The following is a 19494-nucleotide window of genomic DNA, read 5'->3' as shown; positions in this document are numbered from 1 at the left end:
CCGGAACCTCGCACAGAAGGCCCGCCCCATGCCCCCGCAGCACGACCGCCCGCCGCCCCCGGCCACCGAGCGCCCCCACCGCGGCGTCACCGCCACCGTGTCCGCCGTCCTGCGGCACGACCGGGGCACTCTGGCGGCCGCGACGGCACGCGTCGTCGGCCTGTCCGCACTGGCCGGGCTGCTGATGACAGCCCTGATATTCGCGCTCTCCTGGCCCCTGTTCACCCGGATGCGGAACCGCCGCGCCTGGTACCACCACCTGGAAGACCCCTACCTGCACGACCACACCGCCCTGGCCCGGGTCGCCCTCGGCACCCTCCCGCTCTACCTGCTCCTCCTCGGCATCGGCAGCGCGGCCCTGCAGACCGCGTGCTCCCGGGCAGTCGCAGCGAAGACGCAGCCCCTGCGAGAGGACCGGCCACCTCCCGCGGCCCTCTCGCGGCTGCGACCGGTGCTCGCCGTGTACACGCTGCGCGGCCTGATCGTATGGCCCCTCCCACTGCTCGCCGCATACCTGGCGACCAGCCTCACCGGCGACCAGCTCGACACCCCCGAGCCCCTGGAACGCGGATCGCTGCCCTGCCACCTCGTCGCGGCCTCTCCCGCTGCAGCCCTGTTCGTCGCCGTACTGCTGCGCCTCGTGTTCGCCCTCGCCCCGGCCGCCGCGGTCACCGGCCTCGGCCCCCGCGCCGCCCTGCGCCGTTCCTGGTCCCTGACCCGGACCCGCGCCGGAGCCCCCCGCGTCCTCGCCCTCGCCCTGCGCCGCGGTGACCCGGCTGGCCACCCAACTCGCCCTGCCGCTGCGCCCTTTGGTGAGATCCCTCCTCGAACAGGCCACGGGCAACTTCTTCGCCGCGTACTACGCCGGCATCCTCGCCCCCGTCATCGTCGGCATCCTGGCCACCGCGGCCACGACCCTCCCCCTGACGTGCACGGCCTTCGCCGCCCTCCACGCACCTGCGGCGGCCCCGCATCTCTCCCCGGGCCCCCGGGGGCGCGGCTGCGGCCTCCACCGCCTGAGGGCGGCCCCGCGAAGATCGGCACCGCCCACGGCGCCACCCGGATCACCGAGGCCACCCACGGCTCACGCCGCGCCCCGCCACCACCGACGATCTCGACCTGTTCGAGCACGAGTTGAGCGGGACCCAACCCCCGTTGAACACAACGGTGTTGACACCCCGACCGAACAGCGGACCCGGCCGGTGGCACCGGAGGGGTCCGACGCGGGCACGGGAAAGGCCCTGTGGGACCGGCTCCCGGCCGAGGCCCGGGCGGGTTCCGGTTTCCACCAGGGCACGGGTGATGGTCAGGGCGCGGTGAACCACCCGGCGGTGACGGCCACTTGCACGCAGGCCGGAGCGGACAGGCCGGGTGACCGGCGGACGGTTGTGGGGCGGTGCGGCTCGGCAGCTGCCGGCTACCCCCCGCCTCCACCTCCGCCTCCGCCCGTGTCGGGGGTGCGGGCGGCACAGTGGTGGCCGCAGCCGGTCATCTCGCTGAGCGCCCATGTGGCGGCCGCGACTCCTCCCCAGACGATGCACAGGAGGCCGATCAACACGCCGACGACGAGCGCGTAATCGCGTGCGGTGCGTAACCGTGCTTTCGCCACGGGCCTCTCCTTCGGTGCGGGGCCGGGCGAGAAGTCTCCCGCTGTACGGCGGCCGGTGTCACCACCGGGGACGCCCAGGGGTGTTGACCACGAGCGTTGTCAACAAGGGGGGCGGAGCCGTGTCGCCGCCCGCTGCCCCATCGCACGCTCTCTTTCCTCGGGGGCTCAATCTGCGCGGACGGCGCCCGACCTCGATCAGGCACACAGCGCACCCCGGGCCGCTTCCGAGGCTGTGCCGCCGGCCGCCGATGCCCTCAGGCGCCGAGTGAGCTCCGCGCGGCGGACCGGGCGCTCTGTCCGGCGGACGCCCTGAACCCGGTGCGCACATCGGTGCGGCGCCGGCCGGCCGACTGGGGCTCGCTCGCGCCGAAGGTACGGCGGTAGGAGGCGGGCGACACCCCGAAGGCCGTTCTCATGTGCGCGCGCAGCGAGTTCGCCGTGCCGAAGCCGGCCCGGTGGGCGACCAGGTCGATCGGCAGGTCGGTCGTCTCCAGCAACTGCTTGGCGAGTTCCAGGCGTTGTGCGGTGAGCCACTGCACCGGGGTCATGCCGACCTCGTCGCGGAACCTGCGGGTGAAGGAACGCAGGCTCATCCGGGCGTGCTCGGCGAGCCGGGCGAGGGTGAGCGGCTCGCCGAGGTGTTCCAGGGCCCAGGCGCGGGTCGCGGTGGTGCCGGTGACGGTGGGTTCGGGGACCGGACGGTCGATGTACTGGGCCTGCCCGCCGTCCCGCCAGGGCGGTACGACACACATGCGGGCGGCCCGGTTCGCGGCGGCGGCCCCGTGGTCGCGGCGGATCATGTGCAGGCACAGGTCGACGCCGGCGGCCACGCCCGCGGAGGTCAGCATGTCGCCGTCGTCGACGAAGAGGACGTCCTCGTCGAGCTTGACCCTGGGGTAGGCCCGGCGGAACTCCGGGGCGAGGTTCCAGTGGGTGGTGGCCGGACGGCCGTCGAGCAGTCCGGCCGCGGCGAGGACGTAGGAGCCGGTGCAGATGGACACCAGCCGGGTACCGGGCCGGATGCCGGCGACGGCCGCGGCGATCCCGTCGGGCAGGGGTCCGCCGCGGCCCAGTTCGGGCATGGCGTGCGTGGGCGGGAAGATCACGGTGTCCGCCGCGGCCAGGGCCTCGGGGCCGGCCGCGGGCTGGACGGTGAAGCCCGCGTCGCTGGGCACGGGGGCGCCGTCGGCGGTGCAGACGGTGACGTCGTACAGCGGGCGGCCCCCGGCGTCCTGCGCGCTGCCGAAGACCCGGGAGGGGATGCCGAGCTCGAACGGCGGTACCCCCGGCAGCGCCAGCACGGCGATCCGGTGCCGTCGCGGGGTGCCGTCCGCGCGGCCGGTCTCGTTCTCCGTCGCCGTCCGTGTGCCGTCCATGGCCAGATCCTGGCACATAGTGGCCGTACGGCCAACACCGTGACGGGCCGCGGCGGCCGATGCTGGGCTGCGGCGCGCCGGGGAACTTTGGGCGCGGACCGATACGAAGCCGGGAACAGTGAAAGATGAGGAAGACGATGCGTGCGGTGGTCGTGGAGCAGTGGGGCGGGGCCGAGAACCTGGTCGAGCGCGAGATCCCGCGCCCGGAACCGGGGCTGGGCGAGGTCCTGGTCCGGGTGCACGCGGCCGGGGTGAACCCGGTGGACTGGAAGACGCGTGCGAGCGGGGCCCTCATCGAGTGGGGCGCGGTGCCGGCGGTCGGGTGGGACGTGTCCGGCACGGTCGAGGCCGTCGGCCCCGGTGTGGGCATCTTCCGCCCCGGTGACGAGGTCTTCGGAATGCCGTCGTTCCCCCGCCAGGCGGGCGCGTATGCCGAGTACGTGGTGGCACCGGCCCGGCATCTCGCCCCCAAGCCGGCCGCCCTGACGCATGTGGAGGCGGCGGCCCTGCCGCTCGCGGCGCTCACCGCCTGGCAGGCCCTCGTGGACACCGCCGGTCTGCGCCCCGGCGAGCGGGTGCTGGTGCACGCGGCCGCCGGCGGGGTCGGTCACCTCGCCGTGCAGATCGCCAAGGCCCGCGGCGCGTACGTCATCGGTACGGCCGGTGCGGCCAAGCACGACCTGGTGCGCCGGCTGGGCGCGGACGAGGTGATCGACTACCGCGCGGTGCGGTTCGAGGACGTCGTGAGCGAGGTCGACGTGGTGCTGGACGGGCTCGGCGGGGAAACGGCCGAGCGGTCCCTGAAGGTCCTGCGGGCGGGCGGCCGGCTGATCACCCTGCCGGGCCCGGACGACGTTCCCGCGGCCCGGGACGGGGTGCGGGCGGTGTGGCTCCTGGTCGAACCCGACCACCTGGGCCTGCGCGAGATCACCGCCCTGGTGGAGCGGGGCGCGCTGAGGCCGGTGATCGACACCGCCGTGCCGCTGGCCGAGGCCGCGAAGGCCCACGAGATCGGTGAGCGGGGCCGCACCACCGGCAAGATCGTGCTGACGGTCCTCTGAGCCGCCCCCGCGAGCGCCCGCTGCTCCGGTACCGGCCGCTGCTCCGGTGCCGGGGCCGCCGGTTCGCGCCCCGGCGGCCGCCCGGGGCCGTGCGGCACACGAGGCCGCTCCCGCGGCACCCGCCCCCGCACCGGCGCCCGCCCCCGCACCGGTCAGGCCCGCGGGGGCGGAGCGAGGGCGGGACCCCACCTGTGCCCTGATCGCGGCCGTGCCGGAGACCGGAGGGACCCACCGGGCGCGCCGCTCATGCCCGGCCCGATCGCGCGTCGAGTGCGGCGCCGACGTGGGGGCAGGTTCTGCGAACGGTGTCGAGGAAGGCGCCCAGCGCCGGGGAGCGGTCACGGTCGGCGAAGGACAGGACCAGATCGGGCAGCGCCGTCCTCGGCGTCACCTCGCAGAACCGGATCCCCGCTCTCGGCGCCTCCCGCATGCGGGAGGACCCGAGCCCCACACCGGCCCCGCAGGCGGCCAGGCCCATGATCGTGTGCACGTCCCTGGCCATGGTGGCACCGTCCAGCGCCGCGGCGTCCTCGCCCAGCAGGAGGCGCAGGCAGGCGGCGACGGCGGGCTCGTCCTCCCCGGCGGCCACGATCAGCGGCTGCCGCCGCAGCTGGTCCACGCTCACCGACGCCTGGCCCGCGTAGGGGTGCGCTGCGGCGACCACGGCGGTCAGATGGTCGTGTCCGACCGGGACGGACACCAGATGCTCGGCCCCGGCGCCCCGGGGCGGTCCGAGGGTGACGGCGACGTCCAGTTCTCCGGCGATCAGAGCGGCGGCGCCGCGCCCGGACGCCATCTCGTGCAACTCCAGCCGTACGCCCGGCCGTTCGCGGCCGAACCGTCCCAGGACGTCCGGGAGCGGATCGAGCAGCGCGGAGGCGACGAACCCCAGCCGCAGCCGGCCCGTCTCACCGCGCGCCGCCCTCCCGGCGTCGGCCGTGGCCGCCGCCATCTCCTCCAGCGCCCGCCGCGCCCGGACGAGGAACGCCTCGCCCGCGGCGGTCGGGAACACGCCCTGGCGCGTACGGTCGAACAGCCGGGCCCCGGTCTCGCGTTCCAGGTCGGCGATCTGTTTGGACAGCGGGGGCTGAGCGATCCCCAGCGAGCGGGCGGCCCGGCCGAAGTGCGCGTGCTCGGCGAGGGCGAGCGCGTACCGCAGATGCCGCGCTTCCATACCGCCCCCTCCACCCGCGCGTTCATACACACAAAGTATCGCCGCCCAGCCTGCCATATCTTCACCTGGATCGATCCGCCGTGGTCGCCTGAGATGGGAGCCATGACCTCCTCCCCGAACCCCGCGAACCACTCCGCGATCCATCCGGCCCCCGGGCTGAGCGACACCGTCTTCGTCCTGGTTCACGGTGCCTGGCACGGCTCGTGGCAGTGGGCGGCGACGCAGCGGGCGCTCGCCGGTCTCGGGGCCGCGAGCGTCGCCGTCGACCTGCCCGGGCACGGCTTCGGCGCCCCCCTGCCCAGCGGGTACCTGCTGCCCGGCCGCCCCGGTCTGCTGACCGAGAGATCGCGGCTCGCCGGCATGACCATGGACGACTGCGCCGACGCCGTCCTGGACACGCTGCGCCGGGTCCGCCGCTACGGCCGTGTCGTGCTCGTCGCGCACAGCGCGGGCGGCGCTCCCGCATCGCTGGCCGCCGAGCGCGCCCCCGAACTGGTCGACCGCGTCGTCTACCTCTCCGCGTTCGTCCCCGCCGGCCGCCCCCGGTTCTTCGACTACCTGAACGCGCCCGAGAACGCCACCGCGCGCGGGCGGGGCCTCGGCCTCGGTGACCCCGGGGCGCTGGGGGCCGTGCGGATCGACCCGCTCTCCCCGGACCCCGCCTACGTCGAGGAGCTGCGGCAGACCTACTACCACGACACGCCCGCCGACCGCTTCGACCGCTGGCGCTCCGTGCTCAGCCCCGATCTGCCGCTGGCCGTCCCGGCGACCCCCGTCGTCCTGACCGCACAGCGGTGGGGCCGTATCCCGCGTACGTACGTGCGCTGCGCGCAGGACCGGGCCCTGCCGGTGTCCGTGCAGAACCTGATGATCGCGGAGGCCGACCGGGCCCTGCCGGGCGAGCCGTTCACCGTCCGCACGCTGATGGGCGGCCACAGCCCGTTCGCCGCCCGCCCGCAGGAACTCGCCGAGATCCTGGCGCGGTGAACGGCCGGGGCTCCCTGCTGCCGGTGCTGCCGGTGCCGTCTCGGACCGAACCGTCTCCGGGGGAGTTCACGGCGCCGCGAGGACACGCCGTACCAGGGCCGGAAGGGTTGCCGGGTCCGCCGGACGGACGCCGCGCCAGGCGATGTGCCCGTCGGGGCGCACCAGGAGCGCGGTGTCCGCGTGTTCGGCGCCGAGCAGCCGCGCCCACTGCCCGGGCTCGGCCTCCCGCCGCGAGGCGGTCCGTACGGCGCGGAGTGCGAGGGGGATCCCCGCCCGCCGTACGGCCTCGGCGTGCGGCTGCCATCGCGGGTCGTCGTCGGCCGTGAGCAGGGTGAGGCCGGGGCCGGTGAGGTCGAGGGTGGAGGTCACGTCCGAGGCGCCCGCGGTGGTGAGCCGGACGTGGGGCACGCGCTCTCCGGGCCGGCACCCGGGACGGCAGCCGGCCGGGTCCAGGACGCCGGGGCGATCGGCGTCCTGCGGGCCGGGGACGACGGCGGCGGAGCGGTAGGCGGCGGTCAGCAGGAGTTCGTCGTCGATGTGGTAGCCGGTCCGGTTCGCCGCGTTGGCCGTGGAGATGTCGATGACCTGGCGGGCGAGCGGGCGCCGTTCGGCCTCGTAGGTGTCCAGGAGGGCTTCGCCTGCGTGTCCGGCGGTGACGGCGGCGAGTTTCCAGGCGAGGTTGTCGGCGTCGCCGATGCCGGTGTTCATGCCGTGTCCGCCCGTCGGCGGGACGACGTGGGCGGCGTCGCCCGCCAGCAGGACCCGTGAGCTGCGGTAGGAGCGGGCGAGTTGCGCGTCCATGCGCCAGGTCATCGTGTCGCGGACCGTCACGTCCAGGTCCGGGACACCGGCCGCCGTACGGACGAGCCCGGCCAGGAACCGATGGTCCGCCACATCCACTGCCGCACCCGGACCCACTGCCGCACCCGGACCCGCCGCCGTACCCACGTCCGCCGCTGTACCCGGACCTGCCGCCGCACCCGGATCCGCCGCCGTTCCCGGGTCCGCGCCGAGCGGGTACTGGTAGATCCAGTGGCGGTCGTTGTCGACGGCCATGAACCCGCCCCGCCCGGGGACGGTGAGGAAGTACGAGGCGCTGACGCGGTCGGCCACCACCTGCCCCAGGGGCGCCTCGAAACGGATGCTCAGGTACCGCCCCAGACCGGTCGGGCCCTCCATCGCGATCCCGGCCCCGGCGCGCACGGTACTGGAGGCGCCGTCGCAGCCGACGAGCCAGTCGGCCCGCAGCCGGTACCGGCGGCCGGTCGCCCGCTCCTCGACGACGGCCTGGACGCCGAGGCCGTCGTCGCGGAAGGAGAGCAGCCGGGTGCCGAACCGGACGCGGGGGCCGGCCAGTTCCCCGGCGCGCCGCAGCAGCAGGGGCTCCAGGACGTCCTGGGAGCAGATGAGTCCCGGTGACGGCGTGTGCTCGGGGCCGCCCCCGCCGGGCCCTTGGGCGGGGCCGGTGCGGACGTAGTCGGGGTCGACCAGGTCGCGGCCCCGGTAGAAGCGGACCTGTTCGGCCGGCAGCCCCGCGGCGCGGACCGCCTTCTCCAGCCCCATGCGCCGGAAGATCTCCATGGACCGGGCCGAGACACCCCGGGCCCTGGGATGACGCGAGACGGCGGGGCGGGACTCGACCAGCACATGGTCCACGCCCTGACCGGACAACAGGCAGGACAGCACCAGCCCTACGGGTCCGCCCCCGACGACCAGCACGGACGTGTGCGACTCGGCCACAGCGGGCCCCCTCTTCCACCTGCACCATCAACCAGTAACGCCTAAAACAGATTTAGACGTTACCATGGCGAGGCGACACCGCCCCCTGAAGCGGGAGAGACCCATGGACCACCGGCTCGCCGACGACAACCCGCGCGGCCTGTACTTCCTGACCGACCTGGTCAACACCGTCCGGGACGGCGGCGCAGCCACACCGCGGGGACTCGAAGCCGTGGTCGAGGCGCACGGCGGCCCGCCCCTGCGGCTCACCGAGACCACCGCCGAAGAAGTACGGGAGGCCGCGGCGGTCATCGCCGGCATCCTGGACACCGAGGACGAGGACAGCGCCGCCGAGGCGATCAACACCCTGCTCGACCGGTACCCCGCCCGGCCCCGGCTGGTCCGCCTGCCCGGACGCCGCTGGTCGCTCCACACCGCGACCCCCCACCACGGACAGCCGGCCCGGTGGCTGCTGTCCACCGCCGCGCTCGCCCTGGCCCTCTGGCTCAGCGAACGCGGCTCCTGCGCATGGGGCCGCTGCGCGGCACCCGGCTGCGACCGCTACTTCATCGACACCGGCCGCCGCGCCCCGCAGCGCTACTGCTCCACCCGCTGCGGAACCCGCGTCCGGGTCGCCGCCCACCGCGACCGCGGCCGATGACCGACCGGCGCGCGCCGCGTGTCCGCGGTGCGTGAGGCGGGGGAGAGGGGGGAACCGTCCAGGGCACACGGCGCGCACATGCCCCTCACTCCATAGAAGTAACTCATATTTTGTGTGCTTGTAGGGGTGAAGTAAGGGCATCCGGTGGCCAGGAGGTTGATAACGATGGTTCCCCTGATTCTGGTTCTTCTTCTGGCCCTGATCCTCTTCGGCGCGGGCTTCGCCCTGAAGGCACTGTGGTGGATCGCGGTGATCGTGCTCATCGTATGGCTGCTGGGCTTCGTCGTCCGCTCCGCGGACGGCGGCGGCCGCAAGGGCCGCTGGTACCGCTGGTAGACACGACACCCGCGCGAAGAACGCGCACCCCGCACGAGCGAACGAGTGGGCCCGGCCACCGCGGCCGGGCCCACCGCCGTGAACAGGCCCCCCTGAAGCGCCGGGAGAGACCGGCCCCGCCGGACGCCCCGCAGAGCACGTGAGCCTTGCACCGGCCCCGCGGACCCGCCGGCGGAACCCTGCTCCTCCTGTCCGCGGGGCCGTTGCCGCGCCCCGGAGACAACGGGTCCGCGGTCGGCCCGTCCCGTACCTCGACCTCCACCAGCGCCGGCCCGCACCGGCCCGCAGCTTCCCCGCGCCCCCGGCATCCCGCGCCCCCCGGCCGCCCGCACCGCCGGGCCCGCCGCCCCGAACAGCGCCTCCGGACAACGCCGTTGCCCCCTCGGCACAGAACCTCCACATCATGATCCGCACCACACGGACAACCCCCGCCGCCGTACCCGCGTCTTGATCCACAACAGACCGCGACGCCCCGCTCCTCCCGGACGGGGCGTACCCCCGATTCCCTATACACGCTGTGTATACACATCGTGTATAGAAAGGTATGCATGTACGGCAAGGCTTTCGCCCCCGAGTACCAGGGCGCCCTGACCACCCTGTCCGTGAACTCCTCCCTGACGGACGTGCTGACGGAAGGCATCGACAAACTCCGCGAGGCCGAGCGCTCCGGGCACCCCGCCGAGGCCGCCCGCTGCGGACTCGCCGTGGCCGAGGCCTACCGGCGCCTCGGCAGGGTACGGGAGGCCGACCAGGCCTGGAAGGCCAGCTACCGCACCGCCCGGGAGGCCGGCGACACCGCCGCGATGGCATGGGCCCTGTGGAGCGGCGGCACCCTCGCCCGCCAGCGCGGAGCCTTCCCGCTCGCCTGGCGACTGCTCGGCCTCGCCGCCGAACTCGGCGAACAGGCAGGCGACATCGTCTGCCGCGGCTACTCCCTGGCCGGACTCGCCGAAACCGGCCGCATCCAGGGCGACTACGCCGCCGTCGGCCGCCTCCACGAACAACTGCTGGCCGAGGCCCGCAGGCGCGGCGAGGCCCGCCACACGGTCTGGGCCCTGGAAGGCATCGCCCAGATGCACCGCAACACCGGCGACTACGACCGCGCCTACACCCTCTTCGAAGAGGCCGCGGAGATAGCCGAACGCGCCGAGGACACCCGCGGCCACGCCTGGGCCCTGCGCGGCCTCGCGGACATCCTCTCGGTACGCGACAAGGACACCGAGAAAGCACTCGAACTCCTCTCCCGCGCGGAGACCGGCTGCCGCGCGATGAACCTCTCCAGCGCACTGGCCTACAACCACAAGATGCAGGGCAACGTCCTCCACCGGGCCGGACGCCACGAACAAGCACGGCAGATGTACGAGCTGGCACTCACCGAGTTCCGCGCCATGAGCGAACCCCGCGGCGAGGCACTCGCCCGCCTCGGCCTCGCCAAATCACGGGCACGGCTCGACCGCACCCGCGCCGAGACCACCGCCGAACTCACCGCACTGGCACGCTCGTTGGAAGGCAGCGGCCTCAAACACGTCCAACGGCTGGTGACCCGCGCCCAGGAGGAGTTCGCACGCGAGACGGAGGCCGTACGATGACCGCCCTGCACGCACCCCCCGCAGCCCGAGAAGTCCTCGCCCGCTGCACCGCGCTGGTACGCCCCGCCCTGCGCGAGGCCGTCGACCGGCTGCACCCCTGGACCGCCGAGATGGCCGCCTACTCCTTCGGCTGGTGCGAGGTGGGCGGCACACCCACCACCACACCCGGCGGCAAGGGCGTACGCCAGGCACTGGCCGTACTCGGCGCACGCGCGGCAGGCGCCGACGCACGCACCGCGATCCCCGCCGCGGTCGCCGTGGAACTGGTGCACACCTTCTCACTCCTGCACGACGACATCATGGACGGCGACGCCACCCGGCGCCGCCGCCCCGCCGTATGGAAGGCATACGGCACCGGCCCCGCGGTACTGGCCGGCGACGCCCTGTTCGCCCTGGCGGTGGAAACCCTCGCCACCGTCCCCCAAGGCGCCCGCGCCGTACGGCTGCTGTCCACAGCCCTCACCGACCTGGTCCGCGGACAGGCCGACGACCTGCTGTTCACCGGCCGCCCCCACACCGGCCCCGACAGGGTCACCACCAAGGAGTACCAGGCGATGGCCGAGGCCAAGACCGGCGCCCTCCTCGGCTGCGCCTGCGCCCTGGGCGCCCTGCTCGGCGGAGCCGACGAGGACACCACCGACACGCTCGACCGGGCCGGACGGCACCTCGGCATCGCCTTCCAGCTGGTCGACGACGTCCTCGGGATCTGGGGCGACCCCGCCGTCACCGGCAAACCCACGGGCGGCGACCTGCGGGAGGGCAAGAAGACCTACCCGGTCCTGGCCGCCCTCACCTCCCCAGGCACCCACACCCTGCCCGACCTGCTCAACTCACCGGCGCGGACACAGGAGGCCGCCACCCTGATCGAAGCGGCCGGCGGCCGCACGGCGGCACTGACCGAAGCCCGCACCCACACGGCCACCGCCCGCACCCTCCTGACCCGGGCACCCCTGGCCACGCCCGCCGTGGAAGACCTGCTCACAGTGCTGGACTACCTCGTCGGCCGCGACCTGTAGACCCACCGGCACACCGCACCGGCCCGGAAACCACCGCGCCGGCCGCGCCGCGAGCCGCCCGCCGCGGGCACCACATCAGCGGCCCGAGCGCGCATACCACCGGCCGTCGTGGCGGGCCACATGAACGGGACGCCCGAAGCAGAGCGTCATGTTGTCCGGGGTGAGCACCCCGTCCACCGGCCCGGACGCCAGCTCCCGCCCCTCCTTGAGCAGGAAGGCATGCGTGGTGCTGGGCGGGAGCTCCTCCACATAGTGCGTGACCGTGACAGTGGCGAGGGCGGGCTGGTCGGCCGCCAGGCGCTGCAGCGCGTCCACGAGATCCTCACGGGAGGGGAGATCGAGGGCGTTGAACGGCTCGTCGAGCAGCAGCAGCGCCGGATCCGCCATCAAAGCGCGGCAGATCAGGATCCGGGCCCGCTGGCCGCCCGAACAGTCACCGAAGCGGCGGTCGGCGAACTCCTTGCACCCCAGCTCGGCCAGCAGAACGCGGGCACGCTCGCGCACCGCGCCCCCGTACTCCCGCCACAACGGCTGCACCGTCCCCGTCGCCCCCGTCAGGACGACCGTGTGGGCGGTGGCGTCCAACGGCACCTTCTGCGCGGCGGACACCAGACCCACACGCGCCCGCAGCTCACGCATGTCGACACGGCCGAGCCGGTCACCGAGCACCTCGACACTGCCGAGCGTGGGATACATGACCGCCCCCACCAGCCGCAACAAGGTGGTCTTGCCGGCCCCGTTCGCCCCCAGCAGCGCCCAGTGCTCGCCGGGCCGAACGGTCCAGTCGATCCCGTCGAGGACGATCTCCTGCCCGCTGCTACGCCGGTGGACGGCGACATCCCTCAGAGCGACGACGGCACGAAAATCCTGGGTCTCGGTCACCCCGGCACAGTAGCGCCGCGGACGGCAACCGCACCGGACACGCCCACAGACCGGACACCCCGGCCGACGCCGCCGGTCACCGCACAGGATCCCAGCAGTTCTCACATGTGCCGCATCCACACATTGGGCTCCACATAGACGCCCTGACCGCTGTCCTTGTCGACACGCAGCAGACCGAGCCCCCGCGGGATCACGTACTCGCCCGACTCCGGGAAGACCATGCCCGTCCACCCCTCCCACTCGCAGACCGTGCCGGTCATCGTCTGCGAGGCCGGGGCGGCGGCGACGATGCGCGCACCGAGACGCTGGTGGGTGCGGATCCACGGATCGAGCGAGGCGCCGTCCGGCCGGGTCCACCCCATGAACGACTCGATCGGCGCCAGCGGATACCGCGACTTCAGGGTCGGGCGGACCGGCGCGATCACCCGCGGCCACCCCCGCTCCACGGCGAGCCGCCGCAGCGCGGTGAGCATCTGTCCGGCCAGACCCCGGCCCTTGAGGGAAGGCGTCACCACGGCACCGCAGATCACCAGGGTGTCGGGCTCGACACCCAGCTCACGGCCCTCCACCGCCCGAACGATCGCGTCCGTGTAGCCGAGCGGCAGCGTCTCCGCCCTCCCGTCCCAGCGGACCGGTATCCCCCAACCGGCGGCGACCGGCACCCCCCGCTCGTCGACCAGCACCAGATTCAGCTCGGCGAACCACTCCCGGACCCGGCCGATGTACTGCTCCACCAGCCGGTCCGCACCGACGAACTCCGGGAAACCCTCGCCGAACAACTCCTCCAACTGCCCCTCGGCCCACTCGCGCACATCGAACCGCTCAATGATCAACTTCACGGTCCGTTTGTAACGCATCCCGGCCCGCACCGGCCAGACACACCGGCACCGCGATGCGCCGGACAGGCCTGCCGGTACCGGGCGCGACCGTGCACGCGGCCGCCACCGAAGAGGAGCAACCCCCGCCCACCCTGACCAGCCTCACGACACGACAGCGCCGACGACGCACATCGGGGAACAGCCGCGGAGGCATCCTCCCGGAAGACCACGCGCTGCCGGCTGCCGCCAACCGGCACAGCAACCTGACGCCGCGGCAACGCGCACGCTCCCACCAACTCCCATGCATAAAACGCATAACCAAGTCTCTACGATGACCCCATGAAAATGACGCTCGGCGAACGCGTACGAGCAGCCACAGCCGCCCTCATGCACATCACAGGAGAATCCCAGACAGACCTCGCCACCGCCCTGGGCATCAGCCAGACCCAGATCAGCCGCCGCCAGTCCGGCAACGCCGCATGGAGCCTGACCGACTGCGAAGCCCTCGCCGCCCACTACGGCATCGACGTCCTCGACCTCCTCGCCGGCCCCACCCAAGCCTGCGACACCCTGCCCCCTCTGCGCCGACGCACCCCACGCCCCGCACCCCACCCCACCGGCCCCACCCAGGAAACCCCACAGTGACCGACTTCCACGCCATCGACGCACTCCTCGCCAACACCCGCACACCGGCCCACCTGCCCCCCGCCGAACAACGCCGCGCCCTGCGCCAGGCCCTCAACCTCACCCGCACCCAAGTCGCCCAGACCCTGGGAGTGAGCCCCTCCACCATCGGCGGCTGGGAAACCGGACGCGACCCCAGCGGCGAAACCCGCGAAAAATACGCCTACTTCCTCACCGCCGCCCAGGAAAAACTACGCACCCAGAACAAAACACCAGCCCACCCCGAGACCGACCCCACCCCCGAACACCCCACCCCCCCAACGGACAAAGACGCCCCCCCGCCCACCCCCCACCCCTGCGTCCTGTGCGGAGCACCCGCCACCGACCAGATCGAGGGCTACCCCCAACACCTCAACCCCGAAGACTGCACCCACCCCACCCCACCCCACCCCGAACAAACCCACACCCCCACCGCACCCCCCACCCCCCGCCGCCCCCCGCAGAACCAGCCCCGCACCCCCGACCTGATCGCACGAGCCGTACACGAAGCCCTCGCCGCCCACCACGGCGACACCCAAGCGGCAACCAACGAACTACAACGCCGGGCGATCCCCGACGCCATGACCCTCCTCGACACCTGCCGCATCGGCGCCCGCTACGACATCGTCGGCCACCCCCCACTGCCCGACATCCTCCGCAAGAAATCCGCCCACGGCGCCGACGAGGTCTGGGAAGCCCGCCCCCACTGGACACGCCTCGACCCACCCCCCACCCCCGGCGAAGTAACCGCCCTCGACATCAACGGCGCCTACCTCTCCGCCCTGAAAACCCACCTCCCGCTCGGCACCCTCGAATACTCCACCGGAAACGTCCACTCCCGCCGCCGCGCCGGAATCCACCTCATCACCCCACCCGAATGGGACCACCACCCCTACCTCCCCAACCCACTGGGCAACCGCGAGGAACCAGGCCCCGTCTGGGTCACCGAACCCACCCTCCGCCTCCTCCAACGCCTCGCCACCGAGCAGTACGGCCCCCTGTGCGACCCGCCCGTCATCCACGAATCCTTCACCTCCGGAGCCACGGAACAACTCTTCGAGAAATTCCGCCAAACCCTGCGCGACGCCCGAGAAAAAGCCATCACCGAAGAAGACGAAGTCACCCTGGAATACGTAAAATCCATGTATTCTAAGTTCGTGTCCACCATGGGAGAATCGAACTACAACAGAGCACTCTACCGCCCGGACTGGATGCACATCATCCGCTCACAAGCATTCGTCAACCTATGGCTCAAAGCCCATAAAGCACACACCGCAGGACTGACCGTCATGCGCGTCATGGGAACCGACGAACTCCACATCGCCGGCAACTGGCGACAGGTATTCACAGAAGGACGCGGCGTGACACAAGTAAAAATCAAAGACGTATACACCCCCCAAACCAGCCGGCAGTAAGAGCCCCACATGCCCGACAGGACACACGACTTCGGACACTACGGCGCCCACGGCCAACGCGGAAGCGAAGCCGCAGCCCACGTACTCGACTCCCTCACCGGCGGCATCACCTCACCCATCACCTCCACCCGCGGCCTGTCAGCCCGCCTGCGCTACCTCACCCGCTCAACCGCCGGACACGAAGCCATACACCAAGCCGGCATCACCGTCACCCCCCGCACCCTCAAAGCCTGGCTCGCCAACAAACAACGCCCCAACAAAACCAACCTCACAAAAATCGACACCGCCTACCGAGCACTACGCCGCCGCAACGTCGCCCGATACCTCCTCAAACGCCTCAACGCAAGCGGCGGCACACGCGTAGAAATCCACCCCCTCGACCAAACCCACGTACCCATTCCCCACCAACGCGTCCTCGAATACCGCAGACTCAACATCCGCAACTGGGACGCCATCATCGACGCCTGGTCCAAAGGCCAAACCCACGCCCTCGACGAAGCCTGGATCGACCAAATCGTCAACCTCGGCTCACAATGGGGAAAATACGAATACGTCACCTCGGTCGGATTCGCAGCTTGAGAACCGGACCGGAGATCAACCCCAACTCTCGGGTGCGTGCGACCCGCACGAGACAGCACACAGCTGTGGCGCTCGGCAGCCCCTCTCCACGTAGACAGCCGTCACCGCTCATCCCCTCAGCTACTCCCTACAGGTGATCCTTCGTCCATCCCCGCTCCGGCATTACGCCATACGGGGGACAGGATGTCAGCGGCCCGCCCTAGCGTGCGGCTGTTGCCTCAACCAGACGAGGTAACCGCCAGGGCACCTGGCGCCCATGTAGCGAAAGGCCCCCCATGACCTTGACAACGCCTACGCCCACACCGGGTTCCGCCTTGCCGTCTCCGGACGAACCGGACTGCTTGCCGGAGCTAGACAGCATCTTCATTGCCTTGCCCGACTGGGCAGCCGCACACCAACTCGAACTCCTCGACGGGCCTGTCACCGGCCAAGCCCCGACCTACACAGCCGGTCCCAAGGAAATGACAGCAGAGGACTTCGTCTCCCTGGCGTCCCGCGCGCAGGTGCCCTTCCTATACCGGCAGGCCGATGCATTCGATGCCAACGAATTCACCCTGGAAGAGGACACCATTGGCGCCCTGGACAAAACCGGCCGTGAACGCTACGCGCACCTGCGCCATAGCGCCGAGCAGGAACACGGACGCTGCCGAAAGCTTCGACTGCGGTTCGTGACCGGTGGCGTCGTCCACCTATGGAGCACCGAGGCATCATGGTGGGATCAACTCGAGGACCAGCTGCTCGAAATGGAAGAAAAATACCTACCGGAAGATGAACAAGCACAGCCCGAGGACCCGCCCTCGACACCAGAAGAAGTCGACCGACTCGCCGACCTCCTCCATGCCCTGCCAGACTTCCGCGAGGCAACCAAAAGCGCAGAGAGGGAACGCATCACCCTGCGCTCCTTCCCCGAACTACGCTCACACCGCTACAACGGACTGAGCCGACTCGGCTACGACGCACTGAACGAGGCCACCCTGCGCATCGCCGAGACCTCCAAAAAAATCTACGCCGACTTCACCGCCGACCTCCCCGCCCTGGCCCAGGAGACTCTCGACGCAGGCGTACTGGCCCAGGCCACCACAGCCGCCGCGCGCCGCGCCGCGATCCGCGCCTTCGTGCAAGAACGCTCAGGAGGCTACCCACCCAGCAAAGACTTCGTGGAACTCCTCTACGGAGACCCCCTACTGAAGAAGCCGGCAAAGGCGAACTCCACCACGTCACCAGCATTGTGGAACGAAATGTAAACCTCAGCGCCAGCCACGGCGAAATGACCAATGAATTATGCCGACTCCTTGCCTGTACGGCCAGTACCCGTACAGGCAAGCCGCTATTGAGGTCCAAGTAGATCGCCGCCGAGATCAGCGGGCGGCCTTGAACAGCTGGCAATCGATCTAGGCAGCCATAGTGCAGAGCCGATCAACTGGCGCCCCACGCAACGCCGCACGCCGTACCCTCGACACATGAGCGCCAACCTCGGTGAACGCCTCCGCGACACCCGTAAACGCCGCGGCCTCAGCCAGCGCGAACTATCCGAACGCTCGGGCGTCTCTCTCTCCCTCATCCGCAAGCTGGAACAAGGCGAACGCAACGACACCCGCCTCGAAACCGCCCGCCAGCTCGCCAGCGCACTGAAGGTCCCCACCACCCGACTCATCACCGAACACACCGAGGCACCAGCCAGCGCCGACACAGTGAACCGCTGGGCACCCGTACACGACGCCCTCGCAGCCACGCCCGACCCCACCCGGGCCGCCCCAGAAGCACCCACCTACGACGGCGTACGAGACGCACTCCAAGCAGCCACGCCCTTGTTCTCAACCGATCGCTTCGATGCCCTCAGAACAGTGCTGCCACCCCTCCTACGCGACATGGAAGCCCTCACTGAGACCGACCCCCGCGCCCGACCACTCCGCGCCCGCCTCCTGGAACTCACCGGCTGGCTGATGACCCAGACACGGCAATTCGACGCAGCAGAAATGGCCCTGGAACGCGCCCTCGACGACGCCACCGACCACGTACAAACCGCCGCTACCATCAACACCCAGTGCTGGCTCCTGCTACGCCGCGGAAAGCTCGCCCAGGCCCGAGAACTGGCCGTGCGCTGGGCCGACGAAGTCGAGCCTCGCATCTCCCGCGCCACGCCATCCGAACTCAGCACATGGGGCTGGCTCCTACTCCGTCTGTCGGCCGCGGCGATCCGCGACAACCGCCCCGGCGAGGCCGAGGATGCTCTACGACTCGCCCACTCGGCCGCCGTCGCCCTCGGACGTGAATGCACCCCCGAAGGTGACTTCCTACGAACTTTCGGGCCAGTCACCGTGGCCCTGAAGCGCACGGAGAACGCGATGGTGGCCGGCCAGTCGGACAAGGTACTTACCCTTGCCTCACGCATCCTGGCAGACAGCCTGAAGGCCACCTCGAACAACCGGAACCGCCACCTGCTCGACGTGGCGAACGCCCATACACAGCTCCGGCAATACGCGGAAGCTATGGACACCTTCCAGAAGATTCGCGCCGGCTCTCCGCAGTGGCTTCCGAATCAGCAGTACGCCCGAGACGTGCTGGGCCGCATCATGAGTAAGCGCCGGACGCTGACTCATGAGATGCGGGAGTTGGCCGACTTGGTGCAACTACCGGTGTGACAGTGAGTGGCACTTCTGGCTGATGCCTCATCAAAGTGCCATCGACGTGGGGCATCTGCGGTTCGTAGCGTTGAAATATGGCCAACAAAGTGGTGCACGAAGACAAGGGCGGCAACGTGGGGTCGCTGAGGCTGTTGCCATGGACGAATGAAGGCAAAGCCTGCTGGTTGTCACCCGCGAGCGATGGCAGTGCTATTTCTGCCCTCGCGGATGTCATGGAAGCTGAGCAGGTACGGGACGGCCATGAAGTGCTGGCTCATGCACGCCGTTTGATGGAGGGCCCCGACCAACTGAACCTGCATGTGCTGAAGTTCATTGCAGTCCGCCTGGCCGAATGCCTGTCCGACGTGCTCCGCGTGGCTGAATCGCGCGGCATTCGTCTGGGAGTTGCCGATTCAAACCCGAGCGATGGTGTGGGGGAGGTGTCCGAGGAGGAGCCGAAGGCTTTTGAGTAAGAGCCGAGCAAAAGGGGAGAGCCGGGAGGAATGTGAGGTTGCTGCTGTGGCCTGGCGTTCGACTAGTTCCGTAATCCGGGTAAGGGTAAATTCCTTTTACATTGCACTCATCTTCCGCTCTTCCGAGGCCTTTTAAGGAACCTTTCCATGCGTTAAATCAATAACCAGGAAAAGCAATTACGCATTTCGTGGTTAAAAATCCTAACCTCGAAAGGTTGTTCATGAGAGAAACTGACGTAGCGTCACCTTTGGGCGCTGAGAGCGCCACCCGCTGCTGTAGCCGCTGTTTTTGGGAATTCGCGGAGCGAATTCCTGCAGCGTCACGGAGTGATGCTGCATCAACTTCCTTGCGGAGCAAGGAAGTTGGAGCCGCGGAGCGGCTCGGAGGCTCCCGGCCCGTAGGGCCGGCGCGTCGTGCCCGCGGAGCGTGGCCGCGCGCCGACGCGGTGGTCATGAGCGCAGCTCCCTGCCGGGCAGCTCCAAAAAGACCTCTTCCAGGGGGTGCCGATCGA

At 70.8% G+C, this 19494-nt stretch carries 18 protein-coding genes; 13 read left to right on the top strand and 5 right to left on the bottom strand.

The features are described from left to right. Nucleotides 1-28 precede the first annotated feature (28 nt). Nucleotides 29-1138, top strand: a complete 1110-nt coding sequence (locus AB0N90_RS36565; RefSeq protein WP_365203674.1) for a hypothetical protein — start codon at nt 29-31, stop codon at nt 1136-1138. 725 nt (nt 1139-1863) lie between these two features. Here the strand turns inward: AB0N90_RS36565 and AB0N90_RS36560 are convergent. Next, complete coding sequence (locus AB0N90_RS36560; RefSeq protein WP_365203672.1) at nt 1864-2985, bottom strand: helix-turn-helix domain-containing protein; 1122 nt, start codon at nt 2983-2985, stop codon at nt 1864-1866. 137 nt (nt 2986-3122) lie between these two features. On the opposite strand from AB0N90_RS36560, the gene AB0N90_RS36555 reads away from it, so the two are divergent. Then, nucleotides 3123-4046: an NADP-dependent oxidoreductase gene (locus tag AB0N90_RS36555; protein ID WP_365203716.1), complete on the top strand. Its 924-nt coding sequence runs from the start codon at nt 3123-3125 to the stop codon at nt 4044-4046. Between the two features lie 244 nt (nt 4047-4290). On the opposite strand, the gene AB0N90_RS36550 is transcribed toward AB0N90_RS36555, so the two are convergent. Then, complete coding sequence (locus AB0N90_RS36550) at nt 4291-5220, bottom strand: LysR family transcriptional regulator (RefSeq protein ID WP_365203670.1); 930 nt, start codon at nt 5218-5220, stop codon at nt 4291-4293. A gap of 102 nt (nt 5221-5322) precedes the next feature. Between AB0N90_RS36550 and AB0N90_RS36545 the strand changes: the two genes are divergently transcribed. After that, the gene (locus tag AB0N90_RS36545; protein WP_365203668.1) at nt 5323-6207 is read left to right on the top strand and encodes an alpha/beta fold hydrolase; all 885 of its coding nucleotides are present in this window, start codon (nt 5323-5325) and stop codon (nt 6205-6207) included. 66 nt (nt 6208-6273) lie between these two features. On the opposite strand, the gene AB0N90_RS36540 is transcribed toward AB0N90_RS36545, so the two are convergent. Then, complete coding sequence (locus AB0N90_RS36540; RefSeq protein WP_365203666.1) at nt 6274-7947, bottom strand: FAD-dependent monooxygenase; 1674 nt, start codon at nt 7945-7947, stop codon at nt 6274-6276. Nucleotides 7948-8050: 103 nt separating this feature from the next. Between AB0N90_RS36540 and AB0N90_RS36535 the strand changes: the two genes are divergently transcribed. The 4 genes from AB0N90_RS36535 (at nt 8051) to AB0N90_RS36520 (ending at nt 11528) form a co-directional block, all read left to right on the top strand. After that, nucleotides 8051-8587, top strand: a complete 537-nt coding sequence (locus tag AB0N90_RS36535; protein WP_365203664.1) for a CGNR zinc finger domain-containing protein — start codon at nt 8051-8053, stop codon at nt 8585-8587. A gap of 165 nt (nt 8588-8752) precedes the next feature. Next, nucleotides 8753-8923 carry a hydrophobic protein gene (locus AB0N90_RS36530; RefSeq protein WP_361680711.1) on the top strand — a complete coding sequence of 57 codons (171 nt, stop codon included), beginning with the start codon at nt 8753-8755 and terminating at the stop codon, nt 8921-8923. Between the two features lie 548 nt (nt 8924-9471). After that, nucleotides 9472-10512 carry a tetratricopeptide repeat protein gene (locus AB0N90_RS36525; RefSeq protein WP_365203662.1) on the top strand — a complete coding sequence of 347 codons (1041 nt, stop codon included), beginning with the start codon at nt 9472-9474 and terminating at the stop codon, nt 10510-10512. Then, complete coding sequence (locus AB0N90_RS36520) at nt 10509-11528, top strand: polyprenyl synthetase family protein (protein WP_365203660.1); 1020 nt, start codon at nt 10509-10511, stop codon at nt 11526-11528. Before AB0N90_RS36525 ends, AB0N90_RS36520 begins: the two co-directional genes overlap by 4 nt. Nucleotides 11529-11603: 75 nt before the next feature. On the opposite strand, the gene AB0N90_RS36515 is transcribed toward AB0N90_RS36520, so the two are convergent. Both AB0N90_RS36515 and AB0N90_RS36510 read right to left on the bottom strand, forming a co-directional pair. Beyond that, on the bottom strand, nt 11604-12374 hold the full coding sequence (locus AB0N90_RS36515) for an ATP-binding cassette domain-containing protein (protein ID WP_365203714.1): 771 nt from the start codon (nt 12372-12374) through the stop codon (nt 11604-11606). A 137-nt stretch (nt 12375-12511) separates the two neighbouring features. Beyond that, entirely contained in the window at nt 12512-13249 is a 738-nt protein-coding gene (locus tag AB0N90_RS36510; RefSeq protein ID WP_365203657.1) for a GNAT family N-acetyltransferase, read from the bottom strand. Between the two features lie 318 nt (nt 13250-13567). Here AB0N90_RS36510 and AB0N90_RS36505 point away from each other — a divergent pair, with 318 nt between their 5' ends. From AB0N90_RS36505 to AB0N90_RS36480, 6 genes are all read left to right on the top strand, one after another. After that, the gene (locus AB0N90_RS36505; protein ID WP_365203655.1) at nt 13568-13873 is read left to right on the top strand and encodes a helix-turn-helix transcriptional regulator; all 306 of its coding nucleotides are present in this window, start codon (nt 13568-13570) and stop codon (nt 13871-13873) included. Then, nucleotides 13870-15306 (top strand): helix-turn-helix domain-containing protein, encoded by a 1437-nt coding sequence (locus tag AB0N90_RS36500; protein ID WP_365203653.1) that lies wholly within the window; start codon nt 13870-13872, stop codon nt 15304-15306. The genes AB0N90_RS36505 and AB0N90_RS36500 overlap by 4 nt, the downstream gene beginning before the upstream one ends. A gap of 9 nt (nt 15307-15315) precedes the next feature. Beyond that, on the top strand, nt 15316-15885 hold the full coding sequence (locus AB0N90_RS36495) for a transcriptional regulator (RefSeq protein ID WP_365203651.1): 570 nt from the start codon (nt 15316-15318) through the stop codon (nt 15883-15885). Between the two features lie 371 nt (nt 15886-16256). Further along, nucleotides 16257-17129 (top strand): hypothetical protein, encoded by an 873-nt coding sequence (locus AB0N90_RS36490; RefSeq protein ID WP_365203649.1) that lies wholly within the window; start codon nt 16257-16259, stop codon nt 17127-17129. Nucleotides 17130-17345: 216 nt separating this feature from the next. Continuing rightward, nucleotides 17346-18527 carry a helix-turn-helix transcriptional regulator gene (locus tag AB0N90_RS36485; RefSeq protein WP_365203646.1) on the top strand — a complete coding sequence of 394 codons (1182 nt, stop codon included), beginning with the start codon at nt 17346-17348 and terminating at the stop codon, nt 18525-18527. 77 nt (nt 18528-18604) lie between these two features. Further along, nucleotides 18605-18982, top strand: a complete 378-nt coding sequence (locus AB0N90_RS36480) for a hypothetical protein (protein ID WP_365203644.1) — start codon at nt 18605-18607, stop codon at nt 18980-18982. Nucleotides 18983-19494: the final 512 nt, after the last annotated feature.

Origin of the sequence: Streptomyces sp. NPDC093018 (assembly GCF_040684035.1) — a bacterium.
In the GTDB taxonomy this organism is placed as follows: domain Bacteria; phylum Actinomycetota; class Actinomycetes; order Streptomycetales; family Streptomycetaceae; genus Streptomyces; species Streptomyces murinus.
Note: the sequence above shows the minus strand (reverse complement) of the source record. Positions and strands in the feature narration are given on the sequence as shown.